17 protein-coding genes, 4 tRNA genes and 1 other RNA gene are annotated in these 20,689 nt (G+C 71.6%); 9 read left to right on the forward strand and 13 right to left on the reverse strand.

Features of this window, described 5'->3' with window-relative positions; all coding sequences use genetic code 11:
• Nucleotides 1-78: 78 nt before the first annotated feature.
• From purL to purS, 3 genes are read right to left on the reverse strand one after another with little or no spacing between them, the layout of a single operon-like run.
• The gene (gene purL / locus ACFYZZ_RS22165; protein ID WP_389178527.1) at nt 79-2,355 is read right to left on the reverse strand and encodes a phosphoribosylformylglycinamidine synthase subunit PurL; all 2,277 of its coding nucleotides are present in this window, start codon (nt 2,353-2,355) and stop codon (nt 79-81) included.
• A complete protein-coding gene (gene purQ / locus ACFYZZ_RS22170; protein ID WP_389178530.1) occupies nt 2,352-3,032 on the reverse strand; it encodes a phosphoribosylformylglycinamidine synthase subunit PurQ in 681 nt (226 codons plus the stop codon). The genes purL and purQ overlap by 4 nt, the downstream gene beginning before the upstream one ends.
• Complete coding sequence (gene purS / locus ACFYZZ_RS22175) at nt 3,029-3,292, reverse strand: phosphoribosylformylglycinamidine synthase subunit PurS (protein WP_015659417.1); 264 nt, start codon at nt 3,290-3,292, stop codon at nt 3,029-3,031. Before purS ends, purQ begins: the two co-directional genes overlap by 4 nt.
• Before the next feature lie 311 nt (nt 3,293-3,603).
• Between purS and ACFYZZ_RS22180 the strand changes: the two genes are divergently transcribed.
• From ACFYZZ_RS22180 to ACFYZZ_RS22215, 8 genes are all read left to right on the forward strand, one after another.
• Nucleotides 3,604-3,921, forward strand: a complete 318-nt coding sequence (locus tag ACFYZZ_RS22180; protein WP_031164632.1) for an Lsr2 family protein — start codon at nt 3,604-3,606, stop codon at nt 3,919-3,921.
• Between the two features lie 428 nt (nt 3,922-4,349).
• A tRNA-Gly gene (locus ACFYZZ_RS22185) sits at nt 4,350-4,421 on the forward strand.
• An 82-nt stretch (nt 4,422-4,503) separates the two neighbouring features.
• Nucleotides 4,504-4,576, forward strand: a tRNA-Gly gene (locus ACFYZZ_RS22190).
• A gap of 130 nt (nt 4,577-4,706) precedes the next feature.
• On the forward strand, nt 4,707-5,645 hold the full coding sequence (locus tag ACFYZZ_RS22195) for an ABC transporter ATP-binding protein (protein ID WP_389178533.1): 939 nt from the start codon (nt 4,707-4,709) through the stop codon (nt 5,643-5,645).
• A complete protein-coding gene (locus ACFYZZ_RS22200; protein WP_389178536.1) occupies nt 5,642-6,421 on the forward strand; it encodes an ABC transporter permease in 780 nt (259 codons plus the stop codon). Before ACFYZZ_RS22195 ends, ACFYZZ_RS22200 begins: the two co-directional genes overlap by 4 nt.
• Nucleotides 6,403-7,677 (forward strand): sensor histidine kinase, encoded by a 1,275-nt coding sequence (locus ACFYZZ_RS22205; protein ID WP_389178539.1) that lies wholly within the window; start codon nt 6,403-6,405, stop codon nt 7,675-7,677. Before ACFYZZ_RS22200 ends, ACFYZZ_RS22205 begins: the two co-directional genes overlap by 19 nt.
• Nucleotides 7,674-8,288 carry a response regulator transcription factor gene (locus ACFYZZ_RS22210; protein WP_389178542.1) on the forward strand — a complete coding sequence of 205 codons (615 nt, stop codon included), beginning with the start codon at nt 7,674-7,676 and terminating at the stop codon, nt 8,286-8,288. Before ACFYZZ_RS22205 ends, ACFYZZ_RS22210 begins: the two co-directional genes overlap by 4 nt.
• Nucleotides 8,289-8,311: 23 nt before the next feature.
• Nucleotides 8,312-8,387 (forward strand) — tRNA-Gly (locus tag ACFYZZ_RS22215).
• A 38-nt stretch (nt 8,388-8,425) separates the two neighbouring features.
• Here ACFYZZ_RS22215 and ACFYZZ_RS22220 read toward each other — a convergent pair.
• The 6 genes from ACFYZZ_RS22220 to ffs all read right to left on the reverse strand — a co-directional run bounded on the left by ACFYZZ_RS22220 (nt 8,426) and on the right by ffs (nt 17,192).
• Nucleotides 8,426-9,325 carry a phosphoribosylaminoimidazolesuccinocarboxamide synthase gene (locus ACFYZZ_RS22220; RefSeq protein WP_389178545.1) on the reverse strand — a complete coding sequence of 300 codons (900 nt, stop codon included), beginning with the start codon at nt 9,323-9,325 and terminating at the stop codon, nt 8,426-8,428.
• A 93-nt stretch (nt 9,326-9,418) separates the two neighbouring features.
• On the reverse strand, nt 9,419-10,915 hold the full coding sequence (locus ACFYZZ_RS22225) for a N,N-dimethylformamidase beta subunit family domain-containing protein (protein ID WP_389178548.1): 1,497 nt from the start codon (nt 10,913-10,915) through the stop codon (nt 9,419-9,421).
• A 263-nt stretch (nt 10,916-11,178) separates the two neighbouring features.
• A complete protein-coding gene (locus ACFYZZ_RS22230; protein ID WP_389178551.1) occupies nt 11,179-13,023 on the reverse strand; it encodes a hypothetical protein in 1,845 nt (614 codons plus the stop codon).
• Between the two features lie 276 nt (nt 13,024-13,299).
• A complete protein-coding gene (gene purD, locus ACFYZZ_RS22235) occupies nt 13,300-14,586 on the reverse strand; it encodes a phosphoribosylamine--glycine ligase (protein ID WP_389178554.1) in 1,287 nt (428 codons plus the stop codon).
• A gap of 129 nt (nt 14,587-14,715) precedes the next feature.
• Entirely contained in the window at nt 14,716-17,034 is a 2,319-nt protein-coding gene (locus ACFYZZ_RS22240; RefSeq protein WP_389178557.1) for a DNA polymerase III subunit gamma and tau, read from the reverse strand.
• Between the two features lie 63 nt (nt 17,035-17,097).
• Nucleotides 17,098-17,192: signal recognition particle sRNA small type (gene ffs / locus ACFYZZ_RS22245), an RNA gene on the reverse strand.
• Between the two features lie 98 nt (nt 17,193-17,290).
• Between ffs and ACFYZZ_RS22250 the strand changes: the two genes are divergently transcribed.
• Nucleotides 17,291-17,378, forward strand: a tRNA-Ser gene (locus ACFYZZ_RS22250).
• 71 nt (nt 17,379-17,449) lie between these two features.
• On the opposite strand, the gene ACFYZZ_RS22255 is transcribed toward ACFYZZ_RS22250, so the two are convergent.
• The 4 genes from ACFYZZ_RS22255 to ACFYZZ_RS22270 all read right to left on the reverse strand — a co-directional run bounded on the left by ACFYZZ_RS22255 (nt 17,450) and on the right by ACFYZZ_RS22270 (nt 20,689).
• On the reverse strand, nt 17,450-18,487 hold the full coding sequence (locus tag ACFYZZ_RS22255) for an endonuclease/exonuclease/phosphatase family protein (RefSeq protein ID WP_389178560.1): 1,038 nt from the start codon (nt 18,485-18,487) through the stop codon (nt 17,450-17,452).
• Nucleotides 18,488-18,632: 145 nt separating this feature from the next.
• A complete protein-coding gene (gcvH, locus tag ACFYZZ_RS22260; RefSeq protein ID WP_386580374.1) occupies nt 18,633-19,016 on the reverse strand; it encodes a glycine cleavage system protein GcvH in 384 nt (127 codons plus the stop codon).
• A gap of 108 nt (nt 19,017-19,124) precedes the next feature.
• Entirely contained in the window at nt 19,125-19,433 is a 309-nt protein-coding gene (locus ACFYZZ_RS22265) for a sulfurtransferase TusA family protein (protein WP_389178563.1), read from the reverse strand.
• Nucleotides 19,430-20,689: an MFS transporter gene (locus ACFYZZ_RS22270; RefSeq protein WP_389178566.1), complete on the reverse strand. Its 1,260-nt coding sequence runs from the start codon at nt 20,687-20,689 to the stop codon at nt 19,430-19,432. The genes ACFYZZ_RS22265 and ACFYZZ_RS22270 overlap by 4 nt, the downstream gene beginning before the upstream one ends.

The following is a 20,689-nucleotide window of genomic DNA, read 5'->3' on the forward strand; positions in this document are numbered from 1 at the left end:
CGACTGCGCGACCGAAGTTAGCACGAGCGAAGGCCCCGCCCGGAGTCCCGGGCGGGGCCTTCGCAGGGCTGTGACCGCTTACGCCAGCAGCGCCTCGATCGTGCCCTCGTGCGCCTCACGCAGCTCGGCCAGGGTCAGCGCGAACTCGCCCTGGATCTCGACCACTGCATTTGAATCGGACACAGTACCGTCCACGACACCGATGCGGGCGGCCGGCAGACCCCGGGCACCGCACATGTCGTTGAAACGGACCTCCTCCGAGCGCGGCACCGCGACGATCGCGCGCCCGGCCGACTCGGAGAACAGGAAGGTGAAGGCGTCCAGCCCGTCCGGTACGACCAGCCGCGCGCCCTTGCCGCCGAGCAGCGCCGACTCCACGACCGCCTGGACCAGACCGCCGTCGGACAGGTCGTGCGCGGAGTCGATCATGCCGTCGCGGGAGGCGGAGATCAGGATCTCGGCCAGCAGACGCTCACGCTCCAGGTCGACCTGCGGGGGCAGACCGCCGAGGTGGTCGTGGACCACCTGGGACCAGGCCGAGCCGCCGAACTCCTCCCGGGTGTCCCCGAGGAGGTAGATGAGCTGGCCCTCCTCCTGGAAGGCGACCGGCGTGCGGCGGGCGACGTCGTCGATGACGCCCAGCACGGCCACCACCGGGGTCGGGTGGATGGCCGCCTCGCCCGTCTGGTTGTAGAGCGAGACGTTGCCGCCGGTCACCGGGGTGCCCAGCTGCTGGCAGGCGTCGGCGAGACCGCGCACGGCCTCCGCGAACTGCCACATGACCGCCGGGTCCTCGGGCGAGCCGAAGTTCAGGCAGTCCGAGACGGCGAGCGGCTTGGCACCGGTCGTCGCCACGTTCCGGTAGGCCTCCGCCAGCGCCAGCTGGGCACCCGTGTACGGGTCGAGCTTGGCGTAGCGGCCGTTGCCGTCCGTCGCGATGGCGACGCCGAGGCCGGTCTCCTCGTCGACGCGGATCATGCCCGAGTCCTCGGGCTGGGCCAGCACCGTGTTGCCCTGCACGAAGTGGTCGTACTGCGAGGTGATCCACTTCTTGGACGCCTGGTTGGGCGAGCCCACCAGCTTCAGGACCTGGTCCTTCAGCTCCTCGGCGGTCTGCGGCCGCGCGAGCTTGTTCGCGTCGTCGGCCTGCAGCTCGTCCTGCCAGGACGGGCGGGCATACGGGCGCTCGTACACCGGGCCCTCGTGGGCCACGGTCCGCGGGTCGACGTCGACGATCTTGCCGCCGTGCCAGTAGATCTCCAGACGGTCGCCGTCGGTGACCTCGCCGATCACCGTGGCGATGACGTCCCACTTGGCGCAGATCTCCAGGAAGCGGTCGACCTTCTCCGGCTCGACCACCGCGCACATGCGCTCCTGCGACTCGCTCATGAGGATCTCCTCGGGCGAGAGAGTCGAGTCACGCAGCGGTACGTCGTCCAGGGTCACGCTCATGCCGCCGGAGCCGTTGGAGGCCAGCTCGGACGTGGCGCAGGACAGGCCCGCCGCACCGAGGTCCTGGATGCCGACGACCAGCTTCTCCCGGAAGGCCTCCAGGGTGCACTCGATGAGGAGCTTCTCCTGGAAGGGGTCGCCGACCTGGACCGCCGGGCGCTTGGAGGGCTTGGCGTCGTCGAAGGTCTCGGAGGCCAGGATCGAGGCGCCGCCGATGCCGTCGCCGCCGGTCCGGGCCCCGTACAGGATGACCTTGTTGCCCGCGCCGGAGGCCTTGGCGAGGTGGATGTCCTCGTGCCGCATCACACCGATGGCACCGGCGTTGACCAGCGGGTTGCCCTGGTAGCAGGCGTCGAAGACGACCTCGCCGCCGATGTTGGGCAGACCCAGGCAGTTGCCGTAGCCGCCGATGCCGGCGACGACGCCCGGCAGGACGCGCTTGGTGTCGGGGTGGTCGGCCGCGCCGAAGCGCAGCGGGTCGACCACGGCCACCGGACGCGCGCCCATCGCGATGATGTCGCGCACGATGCCGCCGACACCCGTGGCCGCGCCCTGGTAGGGCTCGACGTAGGAGGGGTGGTTGTGCGACTCGACCTTGAAGGTGACCGCGTAACCCTGGCCGACGTCGACGACACCGGCGTTCTCGCCGATGCCGACGAGCAGCGCGTCCGACTGGGGCGCCTTCTCGCCGAACTGGCGCAGGTGGACCTTGGAGGACTTGTACGAGCAGTGCTCGGACCACATGACCGAGTACATGGCGAGTTCGGCACCGGTGGGGCGGCGGCCGAGGATCTCGACGACGCGCTCGTACTCGTCCTTCTTCAGACCGAGTTCGGCCCAGGGCAGCTCGACGTCGGGGGTCGCGGCCGCGTGCTCGACCGTGTCCAGAGGCGTCCGGCTCATGCGTTGACCAGCTTCTTGAGGATCGAGGTGAAGAAGGGGAGGCCGTCGGTACGGCCCGACCCGATGAGCGGCTCGACGGCGTGCTCCGGGTGCGGCATGAGGCCTACGACGTTCCCGGCCTCGTTGGTGATGCCCGCGATGTCGTTGAGCGAGCCGTTCGGGTTGAAGTCCAGGTAGCGGAAGACGACCCGGCCCTCGGCCTCCAGCTTGTCGAGCGTGTACGCGTCGGCGACGTACCGGCCGTCCATGTTCTTCAGCGGGATGTGGATCTCCTGGCCCTCGCGGTAGTCGCTGGTCCAGGCCGTCCCCGCGTTCTCCACCCGCAGCTTCTGGTCGCGGCAGATGAAGTGGAGGTGGTCGTTGCCGAGCATCCCGCCCGGAAGGAGGTGGGCCTCCGTGAGGATCTGGAAGCCGTTGCAGATGCCGAGGACCGGAAGTCCGGCCTTCGCCTGCTCGATGACGGACTCCATCACCGGCGAGAACCGGGAGATGGCACCCGCCCGCAGATAGTCGCCGTAGGAGAAACCGCCGGGCAGCACCACGGCGTCGACCTGCTTGAGGTCCTTGTCCTTGTGCCAGAGGGCGACCGGTTCGGCGCCCGCGAGGCGGATCGCGCGCTGGGTGTCCCGGTCGTCGAGACTCCCCGGGAAAGTGACGACGCCAATACGAGCGGTCACTTCGCGGCCTCCGCGACTTCCTCCACCTTGACGGTGAAGTCCTCGATCACGGTGTTGGCGAGGAAGGATTCCGCAAGATCGTGGATGCGGGCGAGCGCGGCCTCGTCAACCGGCCCGTCAACTTCCAGTTCGAAACGCTTTCCCTGACGTACGTCCGAGATCCCTTCGAAACCCAGGCGCGGCAGCGCACGCTGGACCGCCTGGCCCTGGGGGTCGAGGATCTCCGGCTTGAGCATGACGTCGACTACGACGCGTGCCACTGGCACTCCCGGTGTGTGGTGCTGAGCATGTTCCTTCAGACTACCCGCACAAAATTTCTACGCGAGTAGAGTTGTAGGAAACTACGTGAGGCGCATCACGATCGGGTGACAGGCGGGCGCCCTCACGAAAAGTTCTGGGAAAGTTCCACGGGTCCGCCCACGACACCTATTGCACTGGGACACGCTGACGGATTTAGTCGGGCTTCACTTTGCATTGCCGGGCACTGTACAAATGAATTGGCAATAGCCGATACTCGGCACGTCATCGCCGATGAGCTGTATCGACGTGCCGCACGAAGGGACCGATATTCGTGGCGCAAAAGGTCGTGGTCACTCTCTTTGACGACATCGACGGCTCGGAAGCGGCGGAAACGATCGCCTTCGGACTCGACGGCAAGTCGTACGAGATCGACCTGAACGAAACCAACGCCAAGAAACTGCGCAAGGCGCTCGCGCCCTACGTGGAGGCCGGCCGCAAGCGCTCGCGCTCCGGCAAGGCGTACAAGCAGACGGAGGTCGCTCCCGATCCGGCGGCCGTCCGGGCCTGGGCCCAGGCGAACAAGATGGACGTGCCGGCGCGCGGACGCATCCCGAAGAAGGTCTACGAGGCGTTCAGCGCCGCGCAGTGAGGCCCGCGAAGGGGCAGCTCCCAGGGTCCGTCAGCGACCCTGGGAGCCGTTCGTTCAGCTGCCGACAAGTCGGTGAATCTCCAGACAACTGGCGGCCATTCGCACCACTCTGGACCTGTCGGTGCGCGAGTCGCGGAGGCACAAGCCCAGCCTTGAGCTGGTGGACCCGGTTATGAACGGCAGTGACCGCATCAGACCGGCCTGGCTGCGGGGCATGGCCAATTGCCTCAGTCCTCCTCGCGGGACAGGACGCGTCTGTGCATGCGGAGACGCAAGCCCGGGCGCCGCTCGGGCACTTGGCCAGCAGAACATCCCCCAGGGGGGCGAGTCGCCGCGATTCGCCCCCCGCCCCATGCGACTTGGACTTCAGCCCCATGCATGGGCTAGAGTCTGTGACGTGCCGCGGGGCAGATGACCTGCGGAAACACGCGGGTGTAGTTTAGTAGCAGAACAACCCCCTTCCAGGGGGAAGGCGCAGTGTGCAATTCCTGTCACCCGCTCTGGCACCGGTCGACACGACCACTCCTGTGGATCAGGTAGGCTGGTGCTCGCACCGATCGGTGGGAGCCGGTCGGGAGCAGTGCGGACGTAGCTCAGTTGGTAGAGCGCAACCTTGCCAAGGTTGAGGTCGCGAGTTCGAGCCTCGTCGTCCGCTCGGGAATGAGACCCCGGTCCATTGGACCGGGGTCTTTTCGCACCCCCGCGAGCGTCCGCCTGACATTTGTCATGCCGGGTGATGACACCGCGCACTGCTCTTCCGGCCCGTGCGCCGGGACGCTGAAGGCATGAACACCAACGAACACGAGCACGTGATCGAGGTCACCGACCTCAGGCGTGTCTACGGGGGCGGGTTCGAGGCCGTACGCGGAATCACCTTCTCCGTGGCACGCGGGGAGATCTTCGCCCTGCTGGGCACCAACGGCGCGGGCAAGACGTCGACGGTCGAACTGCTGGAAGGCCTCGCGGCACCGGCCGGGGGCCGGGTCCGCGTCCTCGGCCACGACCCCTACCGGGAGCGGGCCGCCGTACGCCCGCGGACCGGGGTGATGCTCCAGGAGGGCGGCTTCCCCGCCGACCTGACCATCGCCGAGACCGCCCGGATGTGGGCGGGCTGCACCAGCGGGGCGCGGCCCGAGACGGAGGTGCTGGAGCTGGTCGGGCTGGCCCGGAAGAGCGACGTACGGGTCAAGCAGCTGTCCGGTGGCGAGCGGCGGCGCCTGGATCTGGCGCTCGCCCTGCTCGGCGACCCCGAAGTGCTGTTCCTGGACGAGCCGACGACCGGGCTCGACGCCGAAGGCCGCCGGGACACCTGGGAGTTGGTGCGCGGCCTGCGGGAGGCGGGCACGACCGTGCTGCTCACCACGCACTACCTGGAGGAGGCGGAAGGCCTCGCCGACCGGCTCGCCATCCTGCACGAGGGCCACATCGCCGCCTCCGGAACCCCGGCCGAGGTCACCGCGGGCCGGCCCTCCCGGATGTCCTTCGAGCTGCCCGACGGCTACTTCCTCGGTGATCTGCCGCCCCTCGCCGACCTCGGTGTCTGCGGGCACGAGAGCGACGGCAGCCTCGTCCTGCTGCGTACCCGGGAGCTGCAGCGGACCGCCACCGGGGTGCTGGCCTGGGCCGAGCGGGCCGGGGTCGAGCTGCGCCGCCTCGATGTGCGCTCGGCCTCGCTGGAGGAGGCGTTCCTCGGGATCGCGCGGGAGCAGGAGGTCATGGCATGAGCACTCTCGCCTGGGCACCGGCGGGCCGGCGGCTGCGCGCGCTGGCCCGCGCCGAACTCGCCCTCCTCGGCCGCAACCGCAGCGTCGTCCTCACCGCGCTCGTCATGCCGCTGGCCCTGCCGTTCAGCGTGCGGCCGGCCCTCGACCAGATCGACCTGAAGAAGGAAGGGCTCTCCGCCGGCGCGGTGATGATGACGGCCGCGATCGGCTTCTCCTTCCTCTTCGCCGTCTACACCTCCCTGGTGAACGCCTACGTCGCCCGCCGCGAGGAACTCGTCCTCAAGCGGCTGCGCACCGGCGAACTCTCCGACGCCGAGATCCTCACCGGCACGGCCCTGCCGGCTGTCGGCCTCGGCCTCGCCCAGGCCCTGCTGCTGTGCGCGGGCTGCGCGGTGCTGCTGCACACCGGGGCGCCCAAGGCGCCGTACCTGACCCTGCTGGGGCTGGCGGCGGGGCTCGTGCTGAGTGCCGCGCTGGCCGCGCTCACCGCGTCCGTCACCCGAAGCGTGGAGAGCGGTCAGGTCACCGCGCTGCCGCTGGTGTTCTTCTCGATGATCGGCTCCGGCATCGCGATCCCGACCGAGGTCCTGCCCGACCGGCTCGCCTCCGTCTGCGAACTCCTTCCGCTGTCCCCCGCGATCCGGCTGGTCCGCGGCGGCTGGACCGGCGAGTTGAGCGCGTACGAGGTGCTGGGCGCCGTGGCGACCGCGCTGGCCTGGACCGTCGTGGCGGTGTTTGCTGTACGGCGGTGGTTCCGGTGGGAGCCGCGACGCTGAGCACGGGGGCACACATGGTCGGGCGGATACGGCGGTGGCAGCAGCGGCACTGGGCAGAGCGGAGCAAGGCCGAGCGGGTCGAGCTGCAGTCGATGGTCACCTGGCACGCCACCGTCTGGACGTTCCCGCTCACCTGGCTGCTGTTCCCCCTCATGAGCGGGGTCGAGCGACGGCCCGTGCCAATGGCGCTCGGCTGGCTGCTGGCCGTCGTGGACCTGCTGCAGTGCGTGGCCGCACACCGGGTTCTCCGGCCCGCGGTCGACCACTACCTCGGGCGCACCGAACTGCCGTCGCGTGCCATGCGCGCTCCCGCCATCCTGCTCGGCCTGGCGCTCGCGCTGACCATGGCACTCGCTGCGGTCGGCGGGACCGATCCGCTCGGCATCCGGTTCATGATCGGGGCCGTGCTCGTGCCGTTCGGGCTGCCGTACGCGTTCACCGTGCCCGTCAAGGTGTTCCTGCGCCGGAGCGCGGCCTTCGCGGCGCTGTTCACGGCCGCCTTCGCGATCGGGAGCCCCAGCGGTCTCGGCGCCCTCGCCACGGGCGCGGTGATCGTCTTCTCCGCCGGCTTCTCCGTGATGGCCGCCCGCTGCGGCGCCTGGACCCTGTCCGTGGTCTGGGAGGCGGAACGCGCGCGGGAGATCGAGGCCCGGCTCGCCGTCGCCGAGGAACGGCTGCGGTTCGGGCGGGACCTGCACGACGTCCTGGGGCGGAACCTCTCGGTGATCTCCCTGAAGAGTGAGCTGGCCGTGCAACTGGCCCGGCGGGGACGGCCGGAGGCCGTGGAGCAGATGATCGAGGTGCAGCGCATCGCCCAGGATTCACAGCGGGAGGTGCGAGAGGTCGTACGCGGCTACCGGGAGGCCGACCTCGGAGTCGAACTCGCCGGTGCGCAGGGTGTGCTGGCGGCGGCCGGGATCGACTGCGAGGTCCGCGCGGAAGCCGTGAGGCTGCCTGCCGAGGTGCAGTCCGCGCTCGGCTGGGTGGTGCGGGAGGCCACCACGAACGTGCTGCGGCACGGGGATGCCGGGCGATGCACCGTGGCGCTGCAGGTGCTTGAGGGGCATGTGGTGCTCACGGTGGAGAACGACGGGGCATCCGGAACCCCCGACGGGGGTGGGGGTTCCGGACTCGCCGGACTGCGGGAGCGGCTGGCCGTGGTCGACGGCACGCTGGAGACGGGGACCGTCGGGGAGGACGGGTTCCGGTTGGTGGCGGAGGTGCCCTTGACGGGTGTGAGTGGAGTGACGCGATGAGTTCGCCGGTACGGCTGTTGCTCGCCGACGACGAGCATCTGATCCGGGGCGCGCTGACCGCCCTGCTCTCCCTGGAGGACGACCTGATCGTCGTCGCGGAGGCGGCGAGCGGGCCGGAGGCACTGGCGATGGCGCGGGCGCACGAACCCGACGTGGCCGTCCTCGATCTCCAGATGCCGGGCGCCGACGGTGTGAAGGTCGCCACATCTCTGCGCGCCGAACTGCCCGGCTGCCAGGTGCTGATCGTCACCGGTCACGGCCGGCCCGGGCACCTGAAGCGGGCGCTCGCGGCCGGTGTGCGGGGGTTCGTCCCGAAGACGGTCAGCGCCCAGCGGCTCGCCGAGATCATCCGGACCGTGCACGCGGGAAACCGTTACGTCGACCCGGAGTTGGCCGCCGACGCGATCTCCGCCGGGGACTCCCCGCTGACCGCGCGGGAGGCCGAGGTGCTGGAGCTGGCGGCCGACGGCGCGCCGGTCGCGGAGATCGCCGAGCGGGCCGCGCTGTCGCCGGGAACCGTGCGGAACTACCTCTCCTCGGCCGTCATGAAGCTCGGTGCGGAGAACCGTCATGCGGCAGTGCGACTCGCACGCGACCGAGGTTGGGTATAGTTGGCCTCGCGCCACGGCGCAGTGCGGACGTAGCTCAGTTGGTAGAGCGCAACCTTGCCAAGGTTGAGGTCGCGAGTTCGAGCCTCGTCGTCCGCTCCACAACGAAGGCCCCCGGTTCTCACCGGGGGCCTTTCGCGTTACATCCAGCTGATGCCGGTCAGGCGCTCGTACGCCTCCACGTACTTCGCCCGGGTCGCGTCCACGACGTGCTGCGGCAGCGGCGGCGGGGGCTGCTCGCTCCCCCGGTCCCAGCCGGACTCGGCCGAGGTCAGCCAGTCGCGGACGAACTGCTTGTCGTACGACGGCTGCGCGCGGCCCGGCTGCCACTGGTCGGCCGGCCAGAAGCGGGAGGAGTCCGGGGTGAGGACCTCGTCGGCGAGGACGAGCGTGTCTCCCTCGAAGCCGAACTCGAACTTGGTGTCCGCCAGGATGATCCCCCGGTCGCGGGCGATGTCCCGGGCGCGGGAGTACACGGCGAGGGTGGCCTGGCGCAGCTGGGCCGCGGTCTCGGCGCCGACCTGGCGGGCGACCTCCTCGTAGGAGACGTTCTCGTCGTGCTCGCCGACCTCGGCCTTGGTGGCCGGCGTGAAGATCGGGCCGGGCAGTTCCGAGCCGTCGACCAGGCCTTCGGGGAGGGCGAGGCCGCAGACGGTCCGGGACTCGTTGTACTCCAGCAGGCCGGAGCCGGTGAGGTAGCCGCGGGCCACGCACTCCACCGGGACCATCCTCAGGGACTTGCAGACCAGCGTGCGGCCCGCCCAGTCGGCGGGGGCGCCCTCGGGCAGCTCGGTGCTCAGCACGTGGTTGGGGGCCAGGTCGCGCAGCTGGTCGAACCACCACAGGGAGAGCTGGGTGAGGACGCGGCCCTTGTCGGGGATCTCCGTGGGCAGCACCCAGTCGTACGCGGACATACGGTCGCTGGCGACCATCACGAGGTCGCCCGCCTCGTTCTGGTACAGCTCGCGCACCTTTCCGGTGTGCAGGTGCACCAGGCCCGGAACCTGGATCGGCTCGGGCTTTTCTACGAATCCGGACACGGTTCCTCCCCGTGGTTCTGTCCAAGTGCCTCGATTCTCCCTTATGGGGGCGATCGGTTTCGGCCAGGGGGGCGGTGGGGGTCCGCCCGGGGGTCAGTCCCGTTTGCAGATGCGGTCCAGCAGGTTCGCCGTGGCCCGCTGGATGCGGGGGTCCACATGGCCCGGGCGGTCCAGGGACGGGGACCAGGCGAAGGTGCCGGCGGCGAACACCCAGGCGCCGGAGGGAGCGCGGTACAGGGAGGTCTCCTGGTGGCGCAGGACGCCGTCGTTGTCGGTGTAGGGGGAGTGCGCGAGCAGGATGCGCTCCTCGTGCTCGGGCAGCGGGGTGCGCGGGAAGTAACGATCGGCCTCCCCGGCGACCAGGCCCTCGATCTCGTCGCCCTCGTGCGCGCCGGTCGCCTCCCACAGCCAGTGGCCCGCGTTGCGGACGATCAGCGGGTACGGCTCGGGGACCCGGCCCGCGTACTGGATGCCGACCAGTTGCTGCTCGGGCCGGTCGATCTCGCGCCACAGCACCGGCTTTCCGGGGCTCTTGCGCTTGCGGCAGGTCAGCAGCCGGTCGGGGACGCCGGACGGGGAGGGGCCCAACTCCACCTGCCAGTACATGGTGTTGGCGGAGAGGAAGACCAGTGAGGTGCCGCGGTCACGGGCGTCCTCGACGGCGCGGCGCATCGACACCGACCAGTACTCGTCGTGGCCGGGGAAGACCAGGCCCCGGTACCGGCTGGGGTCGACGCGGCCGGCGTGCAGGTCACGGGCGTCGGCGTAGGCGAGGTCGTAGCCGTAGCGCTCGGCCCAGCGGATGAAGTCGTAGGCGTGGCCCACGTGCAGGGGCAGGCCCGCGCCCGCGTACGGGCGGTCGAAGGAGACCGTGGTGGCCGCGTCCGCCTCGCCGAGCAGGCGGCCCTTCTCGTCCCAGGCGTGGTAGAGGCTGGCACCGGTGTGGCCGTCCTCCGGGTAGAGGTTGTACGCCTGCCAGGTGATGTCGGGCAGCAGCAGGAGCAGATCGGCGGGGTGGTCGTCGCGGACCGTGAACGGCACGTGGGAGCGGTAGCCGTCGGCGGTGGTGAGGACGGCCACATAGGCGCCGATGCTCCAGTGGGAGGGCACCTGGAGGCGCCAGGACAGCCACCAGTGGTGGCAGGAGACCGTGCGGTCGGCGGCCAGCGGCGCGGGCTGGACGATGCCGGAGAGCCGGGGGCTCGTGGTGATCTTGGCGGCGCCGTCGCCGCCGTAGTGGCCGATGCGGTAGATGTCCACGCTGAACTGCTGGGGCGGGTCGACCGTGATGTGGAAGTCGATCGCCGCGCCGGGCGTGACCGCTCCGGTGGAGGTGAAGCCCTTGATCTGCCGGTGCACGTCGTCGGCCGAGCGGGGGCCGGAGCCGGCCGAGCGCGGCGCGGGGACGCGCGGCCGCTCCCCGGCCGGCTGGGGCGGGCTCGGGTCGACGTACCAGGGCACGACGTGTCCCGTGTCGTCGAAGTAGGTCTCACTGCCACGCAGCCAGGGGACCGGGCCCTGGCCGAAGGGGTCCGTGACAGCGTGCGCGAGCGCTCCGGACTCCCAGCGGCGGATGTGGTCCGAGGCCATGGTCGCTCCCCTCCCTCATGCCCCCGTGTCGCTCTGACGGTGGTGCGGTGTGATGCTCGGTCGTGCTGTCGTATGACGTGCGCTGTCGTATGACGTGCTGTCGTATGTCGCATGCGCTTGCCATGTGCGAGGTCGATCCCAGCACATCACATAACGCATGGGTCTGGTCACTATTCGTTGCGAATTGACCTGAAGTGGAAGACGCTTCTCCGTTACAACGCCCAGGCCGCCGGGTAGACCACGGCATTCGGCTCTGGCCGGATTCAGACGAGCCGCACCGGCTTCTCCGGGCGTATCCCGGACTCGGCCAGCCAGTCGCGCAGCGGGCCCGGGTCTCCCTCCTCGACCAGGCTGAGCACCTTGGGTGCGAGGTCGGCGGCCCGCTCGCCGCCCAGCAGCAGGGAGGGGCCGTCGAGCCAGTCGAGACCGGGGGCCGCCCCGGCCGTGTCGACGGCGGCGCAGCACACCATCGCCGTGACGTGATCGGCGAGCAGGTCACGGGCGGTACGCGGGGGCTGCAGCGGGAACAGGGGGAGCGCGCCGTCGTCCCACAGGGCGCTGTCGGGGCCCTGGCCGGTGGCGGTCGCGCCTCTCGGCACGGCGGCCTCCTCGCGGGCCAGAGCGGCGGTCAGGACTGCGGCGAGGGCGGCGCTGCGTTCCGTGCCTGGGTCTTCTGCCGGGTCCGCCTCGGCTTCGCCTCCGGCAGGGATTTGGTTCCCACCCGCACCACCTGTGCGGGTTTCGTCGTCGGGTGCGGGTGGCCCCTGTGGGAGGTGCTCGCCGTCGGCGGCCTGCGGGGGGTTCTGTGCGGGGGGCTCGGTCAGGTGGTCCAGGACGCGGGCCAGCGTGGGGCCGGCGGGCTCGGGGGCCGTGGGGTCGGCGGTGGGGCGGACGCCCAGGGAGTCCAGGACGCGGTGCAGGCGGGCCGCGTCGGCGCGCCAGGTGCGGTCGACGACCTCCTCCGGGTACGCCTGCCAGTCCACCGGGGCCCAGTCCGGGCCGCACTCGGCCGGGCCGCCGTGGAAGAGGCGGGCGGCGAGCAGGGAGGCGGCCTCGTCCACCGCGCCGGGCTCCTCCAGGAGGTCGCAGGCGGGACGCTCGCCGAGGCGGGAGGCGAAGCCCTCGGCCAGCCGGTCGCGGCGGGACAGCTCGGTGAGCGCGGCCACGACGCCCGCGTCCAGCCGGGCGGGCCAGCGGCCCATGCGCCAGGCGGGCAGCGCCACCCGGGTCAGCAGCCGGTCCCAGCCCGCGTAGGCGAGGCCGACCTGCTCCTGGGCGACGATCCGCAGTCCGTAGTCCACGGCCTGCGCGCGCTCGGCCGCCGCCGCCGCGACCCCGCGCTCCATCAGGGCCGCGTGCTCGCGGCAGCCGCGCAGCATCAGCCGGGCGACCCAGCCGACGGCCGCGCACACGGCCCGGGTGAGCGGGCAGCGGCCGGGCGTCGAGGCCACGCCGACCGCCGCGTCCAGACCGCGCACGAAGCGGCGGGCGGCGGCTATGTCCGGGTGCGCGGAGGGGCCCGTACCGGCGACGACCGGGGCGAGGACCGCGCGCAGCTCGCCGACCCGCATCCACCACAGGAACGGGGAACCGATGACGAGGACCGGGGCGGTGACTGCCCGGCGGTGAGTGCCGAGACCGGGTCCCTGGCCGGGGCCCGCCAGCTCGTCGTGCACCGGTCGCGGGGGCGGGCCGTGGGCCGGGTGGGTGCGGTCCTCCAGCCAGCTGTCGCAGTCCGGGGTGAGCGCTATGGCCGAGGGGGCGGGGACTTCGAGCCGGTCGGCGAGGTCGCGCACCAGCCGGTACAGGTCCGGGGCGGAGTCCTCCGGGATCGGGACCGTGGGGGTCACGGCGGGGCGGGCGCGGGCCACGACCAGGGCGATACCGGCGGCGGCCAGCAGCACGGCCACGGCCAGCACGCCGACGACCCAGCGGGCGGCGGACCAGACCGGGCCCACGAGATGGCCGGTGGAACCGCCGGTCAGCAGGATCACCTCGGCAGCCGCCGGCAGCACGGCCACGGCCAGCGCCCGGCCACGGATGCGCAGCACGGCGAGGGCCCGCGAGCGCGCGGCCTGCGCACCCACCTCCACACCGATTCCGGTCACGAGCGGACCTCACCCCCTCCCTGCGGATCCGACGCTGTCCTGGCGTTGCTCACTCCCCCACTGTGGCACCCGGCACCGACATCGCAATGCCGGTGGGCCAAGTGCCGGAATGCTTGCGCCGCACCCTAGTTGGGGCCTCGGCCCCCGTCAGCCGGATGGACGATTGCTCACTCGATGGAATGGCTTTGGTCAGAGGTGGATGACAGACAGCAAAGATCAGGCCCCGGATTTTCGTCCGGGGCCTGAGTGGGTACGGAACGCACGCGACCGGCGGCTTTACGCCTCCGCCGACTCCCCGGCGGGCTCGGCTTGATTTGCGCCCGCAGCCTTCGCCGCGATGTCCGTGCGGTGCTGCGAACCGTCCAGGCGGACGCGGGCCACCGCCCGGTACGCCCGCTCGCGGGCCGCGGCGAGATCCTCGCCGGTCGCCGTGACGGACAGCACCCGGCCGCCCGCGCTGACGATCGCGTCGCCGTCCCGCTTCGTCCCGGCGTGCAGGACGTAGGCGTGCGGGGCGTCCTCGGCGGCCACCTCGTCCAGGCCGGTGATCGGGTCGCCGGTGCGCGGGGTGCCGGGGTAGTTGTGCGAGGCGATGACCACCGTGACGGCCGCGTCCTCGCTCCAGCGCAGGGGCTCCAGGTCGTCGAGGGTGCCCTTCGCCGCGGCCAGCAGGACGCCGGCCAGCGGGGTCTTCAGGCGGGCCAGCACGACCTGGGTCTCGGGGTCGCCGAAGCGGGCGTTGAACTCGATGACCCGGACGCCGCGCGAGGTGATCGCGAGCCCGGCGTAGAGCAGACCCGAGAAGGGCGTGCCACGGCGGCGCAACTCGTCCACCGTCGGCTGCAGCACCGTCTCCAGCACCTCTTCGACCAGCTTCGGGTCCGCCCACGGCAGCGGCGAGTACGCGCCCATGCCGCCGGTGTTCGGGCCCTGGTCGCCGTCCAGGGCGCGCTTGAAGTCCTGCGCGGGCTGGAGCGGCACGACGGTACGGCCGTCGGTGATGGCGAACAGGGACACCTCGGGCCCGTCGAGGAACTCCTCGATGACGACCCGCTCGCAGCCGGCGGCGTGAGCCTTGGCGGCCTCGAGGTCGTCCGTGACGACGACACCCTTGCCGGCGGCCAGCCCGTCGTCCTTGACGACGTAGGGGGCACCGAAGGCGTCGAGGGCCTCGGCGGCCTCCTCGGCCGTGGTGCAGACGTACGACCGGGCCGTGGGCACCCCGGCCTCCGCCATCACGTCCTTGGCGAAGGCCTTGGACCCCTCGAGCTGCGCGGCCTGCCCAGAGGGGCCGAACACCGGGATGCCCGCCTCGCGCACGGCGTCGGCGACACCGGCGACCAGCGGGGCCTCCGGGCCGACGACGACGAGGTCGGCTTCGAGCCGCCCGGCCAGCGCGGCCACGGCCTTGCCGTCGAGCGCGTCGACCTGGTGCAGCTCGGCGACCTCGGCGATGCCGGCGTTGCCGGGAGCGCAGTGGAGCGCGGTGACGTCGGGGTCGAGGGACAGGGAGCGGCACAGGGCGTGTTCGCGGGCGCCGGTACCGATGACGAGGACCTTCACGGGGGTCAGCCTAATGGCAAGGTTGCCGAAGGTCGGGTGGCGGGGAAGCTGTGCGTTCCTACGAACGGGGTGGTGCCGGTGCGGGCCGCGGCCCCTCGTGCAGCACGCGCCTACTCGTTCCCGCTCGTCCTACTCGTTCGAGAACTCCTCCACCACCGTCGCCCCCAGCTCCCGCACGATCAGTTCGTGACCGGACATGGCCGACTCGTTGAGGTCGGGGTCGTCGTCCTCGGGGATGTCGTCCTCGGGGGCGACAGGGGGCGGCTCGGAGGCCGAGACGGGCTGCGGGGCGGCGGGTGCCTGGTACTGCGGCTGGGCCGGGGCGGGTCCCTGGGGTGCGGCGGGCCCGGGGGCCGACGGCTGGGGTGCCGTGGGGCGAGGTGCGGCGGGGGCGCCGTAGCCACCACCGGCGGGCGCGCCGCCGTAGCCCGCACCGCCGCCACCGCCGCCGAAGCCCGAGGAGCCGCCGGACGCCGGGGGCGCCGAGCCGCCCGAGGGGTCGACGACCGCCTCGATCTTCCACTGCACGTTGAACTGCTCGGCCAGCGCCTGTCGCAGTACGTCCTCGCTGCCGCTGCTCGCGAAGTTGTCGCGGGCGCCGGCGTTGACGAAGCCGAGCTGGAGGGTGGTGCCGTCGAAGCCGGCCACATGGGCGTTCTGGCTGAGCAGGATCCAGGTGAAGCGGCGGCGGTTCTTGACGGCCTCCAGGATGTTCGGCCAGAGCATGCGGGGGTCGAGGCCGCCGGTGGGGGCGGCGCCCGGAGCCGGGGCCGGGGCCGGGGGTGCCGCTGAGGCAGCAGGTGCCTGGGGCTGGGGCTGGGCCGGCGCCGGGCTCTGCGGGGCGCCGCCCGCGGGAGCGGCCGTGGGCCAGCCACCGGGACGCCGGCCGCTGCCGGCCTGGGCGGCGGTGGGCCAGGCGCCGGGGGCGGGAGCGGCGGGAGCGGCGGGAGGAGCCGAGGCCGCCGTAGGGGCAGGGGTTGCCGGAGCAGGCGGTGCCGGGGCGGGGGCAGCCGGAGCAACCGCTGCCGGGGCGGGCGCAGGGGGTGCCGGAGTCGGTGCCGGGGCGGGCGCAGGGGCAGGCGCAGGGGCCGTGGGCGCCCCTGCAGCCGGACCACCGGAGCCGGCCGGGCCAACTGGTCCACCCTGCACACCCGAGGCCCGTACGGCCGCACGAGCGGCGGCGGGCCCACCGCCGGGCGGCACGGGCGCACCGCCCTGGGCCATGCCCGCGTGGGCCTCGGGTCCGGGAACGTACCCCATGGCGGGTGCGGCGCTCGCGCCCACGAAGTTGACGCCGCGCTCAAGGCGGTCGAGGCGGGCCATCACGGACCGCTCGTCCCCGTAGGCGGCGGGGAGCAGGACGCGGGCGCAGATGAGTTCGAGCTGGAGGCGGGGCGAGGTGGCGCCGCGCATCTCGGTGAGGCCCTCGTTGACGAGGTCGGCGGCGCGGCTCAGCTCGGCGGCGCCGAAGGTGCCGGCCTGGGCCTGCATGCGCTCCAGGACGTCGGCCGGGGCGTCGATGAGCCCCTTCTCCACCGCGTCCGGCACTGCGGCGAGGATCACCAGGTCCCGCAGCCGCTCCAGCAGGTCGGCGACGAAACGACGCGGGTCGTTGCCGCCCTCGATGACCCGGTCCACGACCTCGAAGGCGGCGGCGCCGTCACCGGTGGCGAAGGCCTCGACGACGGAGTCGAGGAGCGAGCCGTCGGTGTAGCCGAGGAGGGAGGTGGCCATGGCATACGTCACACCTTCTTCCCGCGCACCGGCGAGGAGCTGGTCCATGACGGACATGGAGTCACGCACGGAGCCTGCACCGGCCCGCACGACGAGCGGCAGCACGCCCTCCTCGACGGGGATGTCCTCCCGCCCGCACACCTCGGCGAGGTAGTCGCGCAGCGTCCCCGGCGGCACGAGCCGGAACGGGTAGTGGTGGGTCCGCGACCGAATGGTCCCGATGACCTTCTCGGGCTCGGTGGTCGCGAAGATGAACTTGAGGTGCTCCGGCGGCTCCTCGACGACCTTCAGCAGCGCGTTGAAGCCGGCCGACGTGACCATGTGGGCCTCGTCGATGATGTAGATCTTGTACCGGCTGGAGGCGGGCCCGAAGAAGGCCTTCTCGCGCAGTTCACGGGCGTCGTCCACACCACCGTGCGACGCTGCGTCGATCTCGATGACGTCGATGGACCCGGGCCCGTTCCTCGCCAGGTCCCGGCACGACTGGCACTCCCCGCACGGGGTCGGCGTGGGACCTTGCTCACAGTTCAGGCAGCGCGCCAGGATCCGTGCGCTGGTCGTCTTGCCACAGCCACGCGGCCCGCTGAACAGGTACGCGTGATTGACCCGGTTGTTCCGCAGCGCCTGCTGCAGCGGGTCGGTGACATGCTCCTGCCCGATGACCTCGGCAAAGGTCTCCGGGCGATAGCGGCGGTACAGCGCGAGAGACGACACGCATACGAGGTTATAGGCGCCCACTGACAACCAACCCCGCCGAAGGCTCCCGCCCCCGCAAACACAAGGGCCCCCCACGCACCCGCCAGAGCCAACCTACCCTTGCTGCCTTCCGGCCCTGGGGGAGTTCAGTCAGATAGCGCCGCGTGAGGGGCTGGGCCCCACAGTACCCGATCGCGGCCCGGGCCCTGCACCCGATGACGGCCTGCGGGAACGAGTTCGCGAGCACTCCCCTCGGTCATGTAATGTTTCCGGCGGAGGATTCGCCTAGAGGCCTAGGGCGCACGCTTGGAAAGCGTGTTGGGGGCAACCCCTCACGAGTTCGAATCTCGTATCCTCCGCCAGTGCCTCACCGGGCACGTTGTCGAAGGGCCCCACTGTTCGCAGTGGGGCCCTTCGACGTTGTCCGTCTCATTTATTTGAGGCGCAGCCCTACCGCCAGGCCGGCGTGATCGGACGGCCACAGGCCCGTGGGAGTCCGGTCCCTCACCTTGTCTCCGATCAGGTGGGCGGAGGCAGCCGAGAGGTGTGCGGGCTGGTAGAAGACGTAGTCGATGCGCGAGCTGAGTTTGGACGGCAGGTTGCGCAAGTCAGGGTCCTGAACGGCGGTGAATCCGTCCCCGGGGCCGTGGATGGTCCGCCAGGCGTCGTCGTAGCCACCGGTGGTGAAGGTGCCGTACGGACCGGGCGCCTCGGTGGGCAGGGCGTTGAAGTCGCCAAGAGCCGTGACGGGATACGGCGACTGTGCCAGCGCGGCGTACAGCTCCTGGGCCTGGGCGTTTCGAACGACCGGCACCCCTGGCTGCAGGTGTGTGGTGGCCACCCGCACCCGTGCCGGCTTGCCCTTGAGGACGACGTCCACCGCGGACCAGCCCCTACGGGCGGTGAAGGTGACTCCGAACGGGGTGGTGAAGACGGCCTTCGCGGCATAGAGGTGCGACTGCGCGTTCGTCACCGGGAGTCCGTCCTGTACCAGGATCGCATCCCGGTCCGTGAAACTCGCCTGTTCGGTGGTGCTGATCGGCAGGGTGGTGCTGCCGGTGGTGTCGACCGCGGCGGCCCGGTAGTGGAGACCGGCCCTGCGCAGCTCGCGGAGCAGGATGTCCAGGAAGTCGTACGTGGTGTGGAGGGAACCGCCCAGCGGGCCCTTCTTCCAAAGGGCCACCTCCTGCAGGCCGATGACCTCGGGGCGCTCCTGCCTGAGCAGGCGCGAGATGGCCCGGGCGCGGGAGGGGAAGTCGGTGGCGACCACCTGGTCGTAGGCGATCCCGGCTCGCGCGACGAGCTCCTGCGGAGTCTGTGCCAGGACCAGAGGCTCGAGGTCGGCGCCCAGATAGATGTTGTACGTGGCGACCTTGAGCTGCCGCGTTCCGGCCTGAGCCGGCGCGGCCAGGCCCAGTGCCGCGGCAACCAGCCCCACGGCGACCAGAAGTGCCGCCCATCTGCGAGCCATTCGCTTCTCCTTGTCCCGAACAATCCAATAACGTCCAGTAATCACATGATTACGCGGACGTGAGTGCGAGAGCCCATGGGTTGGACAGCGCCGCTCAACATCACTCGTTTTCGTGACAGCGACAGCAGCAACACCGCTGCGCGGGTCACTCGCCGATCGCGGTTTTGTAGCCGGCGGCGTCGAGGAGGCGGTCGAACTCCGACCGGTCGGACGGCTTGAGCTTGAAGATCCAGCTGTCGTAGGGCTCCTCGTTGAGCAGCTCAGGGCCGTCGGACAGGTCCTCGTTGACCGCGATCACCTCGCCGCCGACCGGCGCGTAGACCTCCGTCGCGGCCTTCACCGACTCCACGACACCGGCTGCCTCGCCCGCCTCGAAGACCTTGCCGACGTTGACCAGCTCCACGAACACGACGTCGCCGAGTGCCTTCTGGGCATGGTCGCTGATGCCCACCGTGATCGTGCCGTCCGATTCCTTGCGGGCCCACTCGTGCGTATCGGCGTACCGAAGCTCGGCCGGAATGTGCGACATACGTGCTCCCCTGAAGCCGTAGGTGATCAACACGGCCATCCATGCCCGGGACCGGACGGTGCGGGACGTGGTTTCCCCCGCATGGCTCACAAACCGCACGGCTCGGGCTCAGTCGCCCCTGTCGCCCCTGTCGGCCCGGTGCCATGGTGCGTCGGGGCGGGTGGACCGGGCGGCGGCGGTGAGGCGGAGGGCGTAGGTCGGCCGGGGGGCGGAGACCGGGCCGAGGTAGGTGTGGCCGGTCAGGTGGCACCAGGCCGGGAGGTCGAGCGGGGCTGCCGGGTCGGTGGCGATGACGTGGACCACGCTGCCCGGGTCGGCCCCGTCGATCGCCTTGCGGAGGCGGAGCAGCAGCGTGACGCAGAGGAGGCCGGTGCCGTCGACCGTGAGGGCCGGGGCGGGCGGCACGTCGGCCGTCATCGGCGGTACGCGGTCGCCGCGACGGCGGGCAGGATGGCCAGGGCCAGGACGCCGGCGGTGAGGGCCAGGGTGGGGTAGCCGGCCGCGGTGGCGATGACGCCGGAGCTGATACCGCCGGTGGCGCCGGCGATCGCTATGGAGACGTCCACCATGCCCTGGGTCCTGGCGCGGGTGGCGAGGGGCACCGTGTCGGTGATGATCGCCGTGCCCGACACCAGGCCGAAGTTCCAGCCGAGTCCCAGGAGGGCCAGGGCGAGCGCCAGCAGCGCGACGGAGTCGGCGGGGGCCAGGGCGGCGAGGATGCCGGCGGCCAGGAGGGTGAGGCCGGAGGTGGCGGCGATCTTCATGCGGCCGTAGCGGTCCACCAGGCGGCCCGTCAGCGGTGACGGCAGGTACATGGCGCCTATGTGGATGGCTATGACGAGGCCCGAGGCCGCTGTGCCGTGGCCGTGGTCGTGCATGTGGACGGGTGTCATCGTCATGATCGCCACCATGACGAGCTGGGTGAGCACCATGACGAGTGCGCCCAGGGCCACACCGCCGCGGCCCTCATGCGCCGAGGCCGCGGGTGCCTTCGCCCGGTCCGCCTGCTCGGTGGCGGCGAGGGCGCGGGCCGTGAGCAGCGGGTCGGGGCGCAGGCTGGTGGCCAGGACCACGGCCGCGAGAGCGTAGGCCGCTCCGGACAGCAGGAAGGGGCCGGCCAGGTTCGGGATGCCCAGGGTTTCGGCGAAGTCGCCGGTGGGCGCGGCGAGGTTGGGGCCGGCGACGCCGCCGAGGGTGGTGGCGACCAGGACCGTGGAGACGGCGCGGGCGCGGTGGGCGGGGTCGGCCAGGTCGGCTCCGGCGTAGCGGGCCTGGAGGTTGGTGGCGGTGCCGGCGCCGTAGACGAACAGGGCGAGGAACAGCAGGACGGGACTGTCGAGTACGGCGGCTGTGATCACGCCGGCGCTGCCGACGGCTCCGGTGAGGTAGCCGATGGCCAGTCCGGGGCGGCGGCCGCGGGCCTGGGAGATACGGCCCACGGCGACGGCCGTGAGCGCGGATCCGGCGGTGAACAGGGCGCTGGGCAGTCCGGCGAGGCTGGTGGTACCGAGCATGTCCTGGGCAAGCAGGGCGCCGACGGTGACACCGGCGGCGAGACCGGCACCGCTGAGGATCTGGGAGGCGACCAGGACACGCAGGATGCGGCGCTGTGCCCGGGCGGCGTCGGGTATGCCGGACAGGGAGGCAGGGGCGGCGGGTTCGGCTCGGGTCAT

The sequence above is a fragment of the Streptomyces sp. NPDC001816 genome (genome assembly GCF_042892235.1).
Lineage (GTDB): Bacteria > Actinomycetota > Actinomycetes > Streptomycetales > Streptomycetaceae > Streptomyces.

Excerpts from the sequence above, each read along its gene's own strand:
- ACFYZZ_RS22210 (WP_389178542.1), top strand. The coding sequence starts at position 7,674 with ATGAGTTCGCCGGTACGGCTGTTGCTCGCCGACGACGAGCATCTGATC.
- ACFYZZ_RS22265 (WP_389178563.1), bottom strand. The coding sequence starts at position 19,433 with ATGACGGCCGACGTGCCGCCCGCCCCGGCCCTCACGGTCGACGGCACC.
- ACFYZZ_RS22200 (WP_389178536.1), top strand. The coding sequence starts at position 5,642 with ATGAGCACTCTCGCCTGGGCACCGGCGGGCCGGCGGCTGCGCGCGCTG.
- ACFYZZ_RS22225 (WP_389178548.1), bottom strand. The coding sequence starts at position 10,915 with ATGGCCTCGGACCACATCCGCCGCTGGGAGTCCGGAGCGCTCGCGCAC.
- ACFYZZ_RS22195 (WP_389178533.1), top strand. The coding sequence starts at position 4,707 with ATGAACACCAACGAACACGAGCACGTGATCGAGGTCACCGACCTCAGG.
- ACFYZZ_RS22255 (WP_389178560.1), bottom strand. The coding sequence starts at position 18,487 with ATGGCTCGCAGATGGGCGGCACTTCTGGTCGCCGTGGGGCTGGTTGCC.
- gcvH (WP_386580374.1), bottom strand. The coding sequence starts at position 19,016 with ATGTCGCACATTCCGGCCGAGCTTCGGTACGCCGATACGCACGAGTGG.
- ACFYZZ_RS22270 (WP_389178566.1), bottom strand. The coding sequence starts at position 20,689 with ATGACCCGAGCCGAACCCGCCGCCCCTGCCTCCCTGTCCGGCATACCC.
- purL (WP_389178527.1), bottom strand. The coding sequence starts at position 2,355 with ATGAGCCGGACGCCTCTGGACACGGTCGAGCACGCGGCCGCGACCCCC.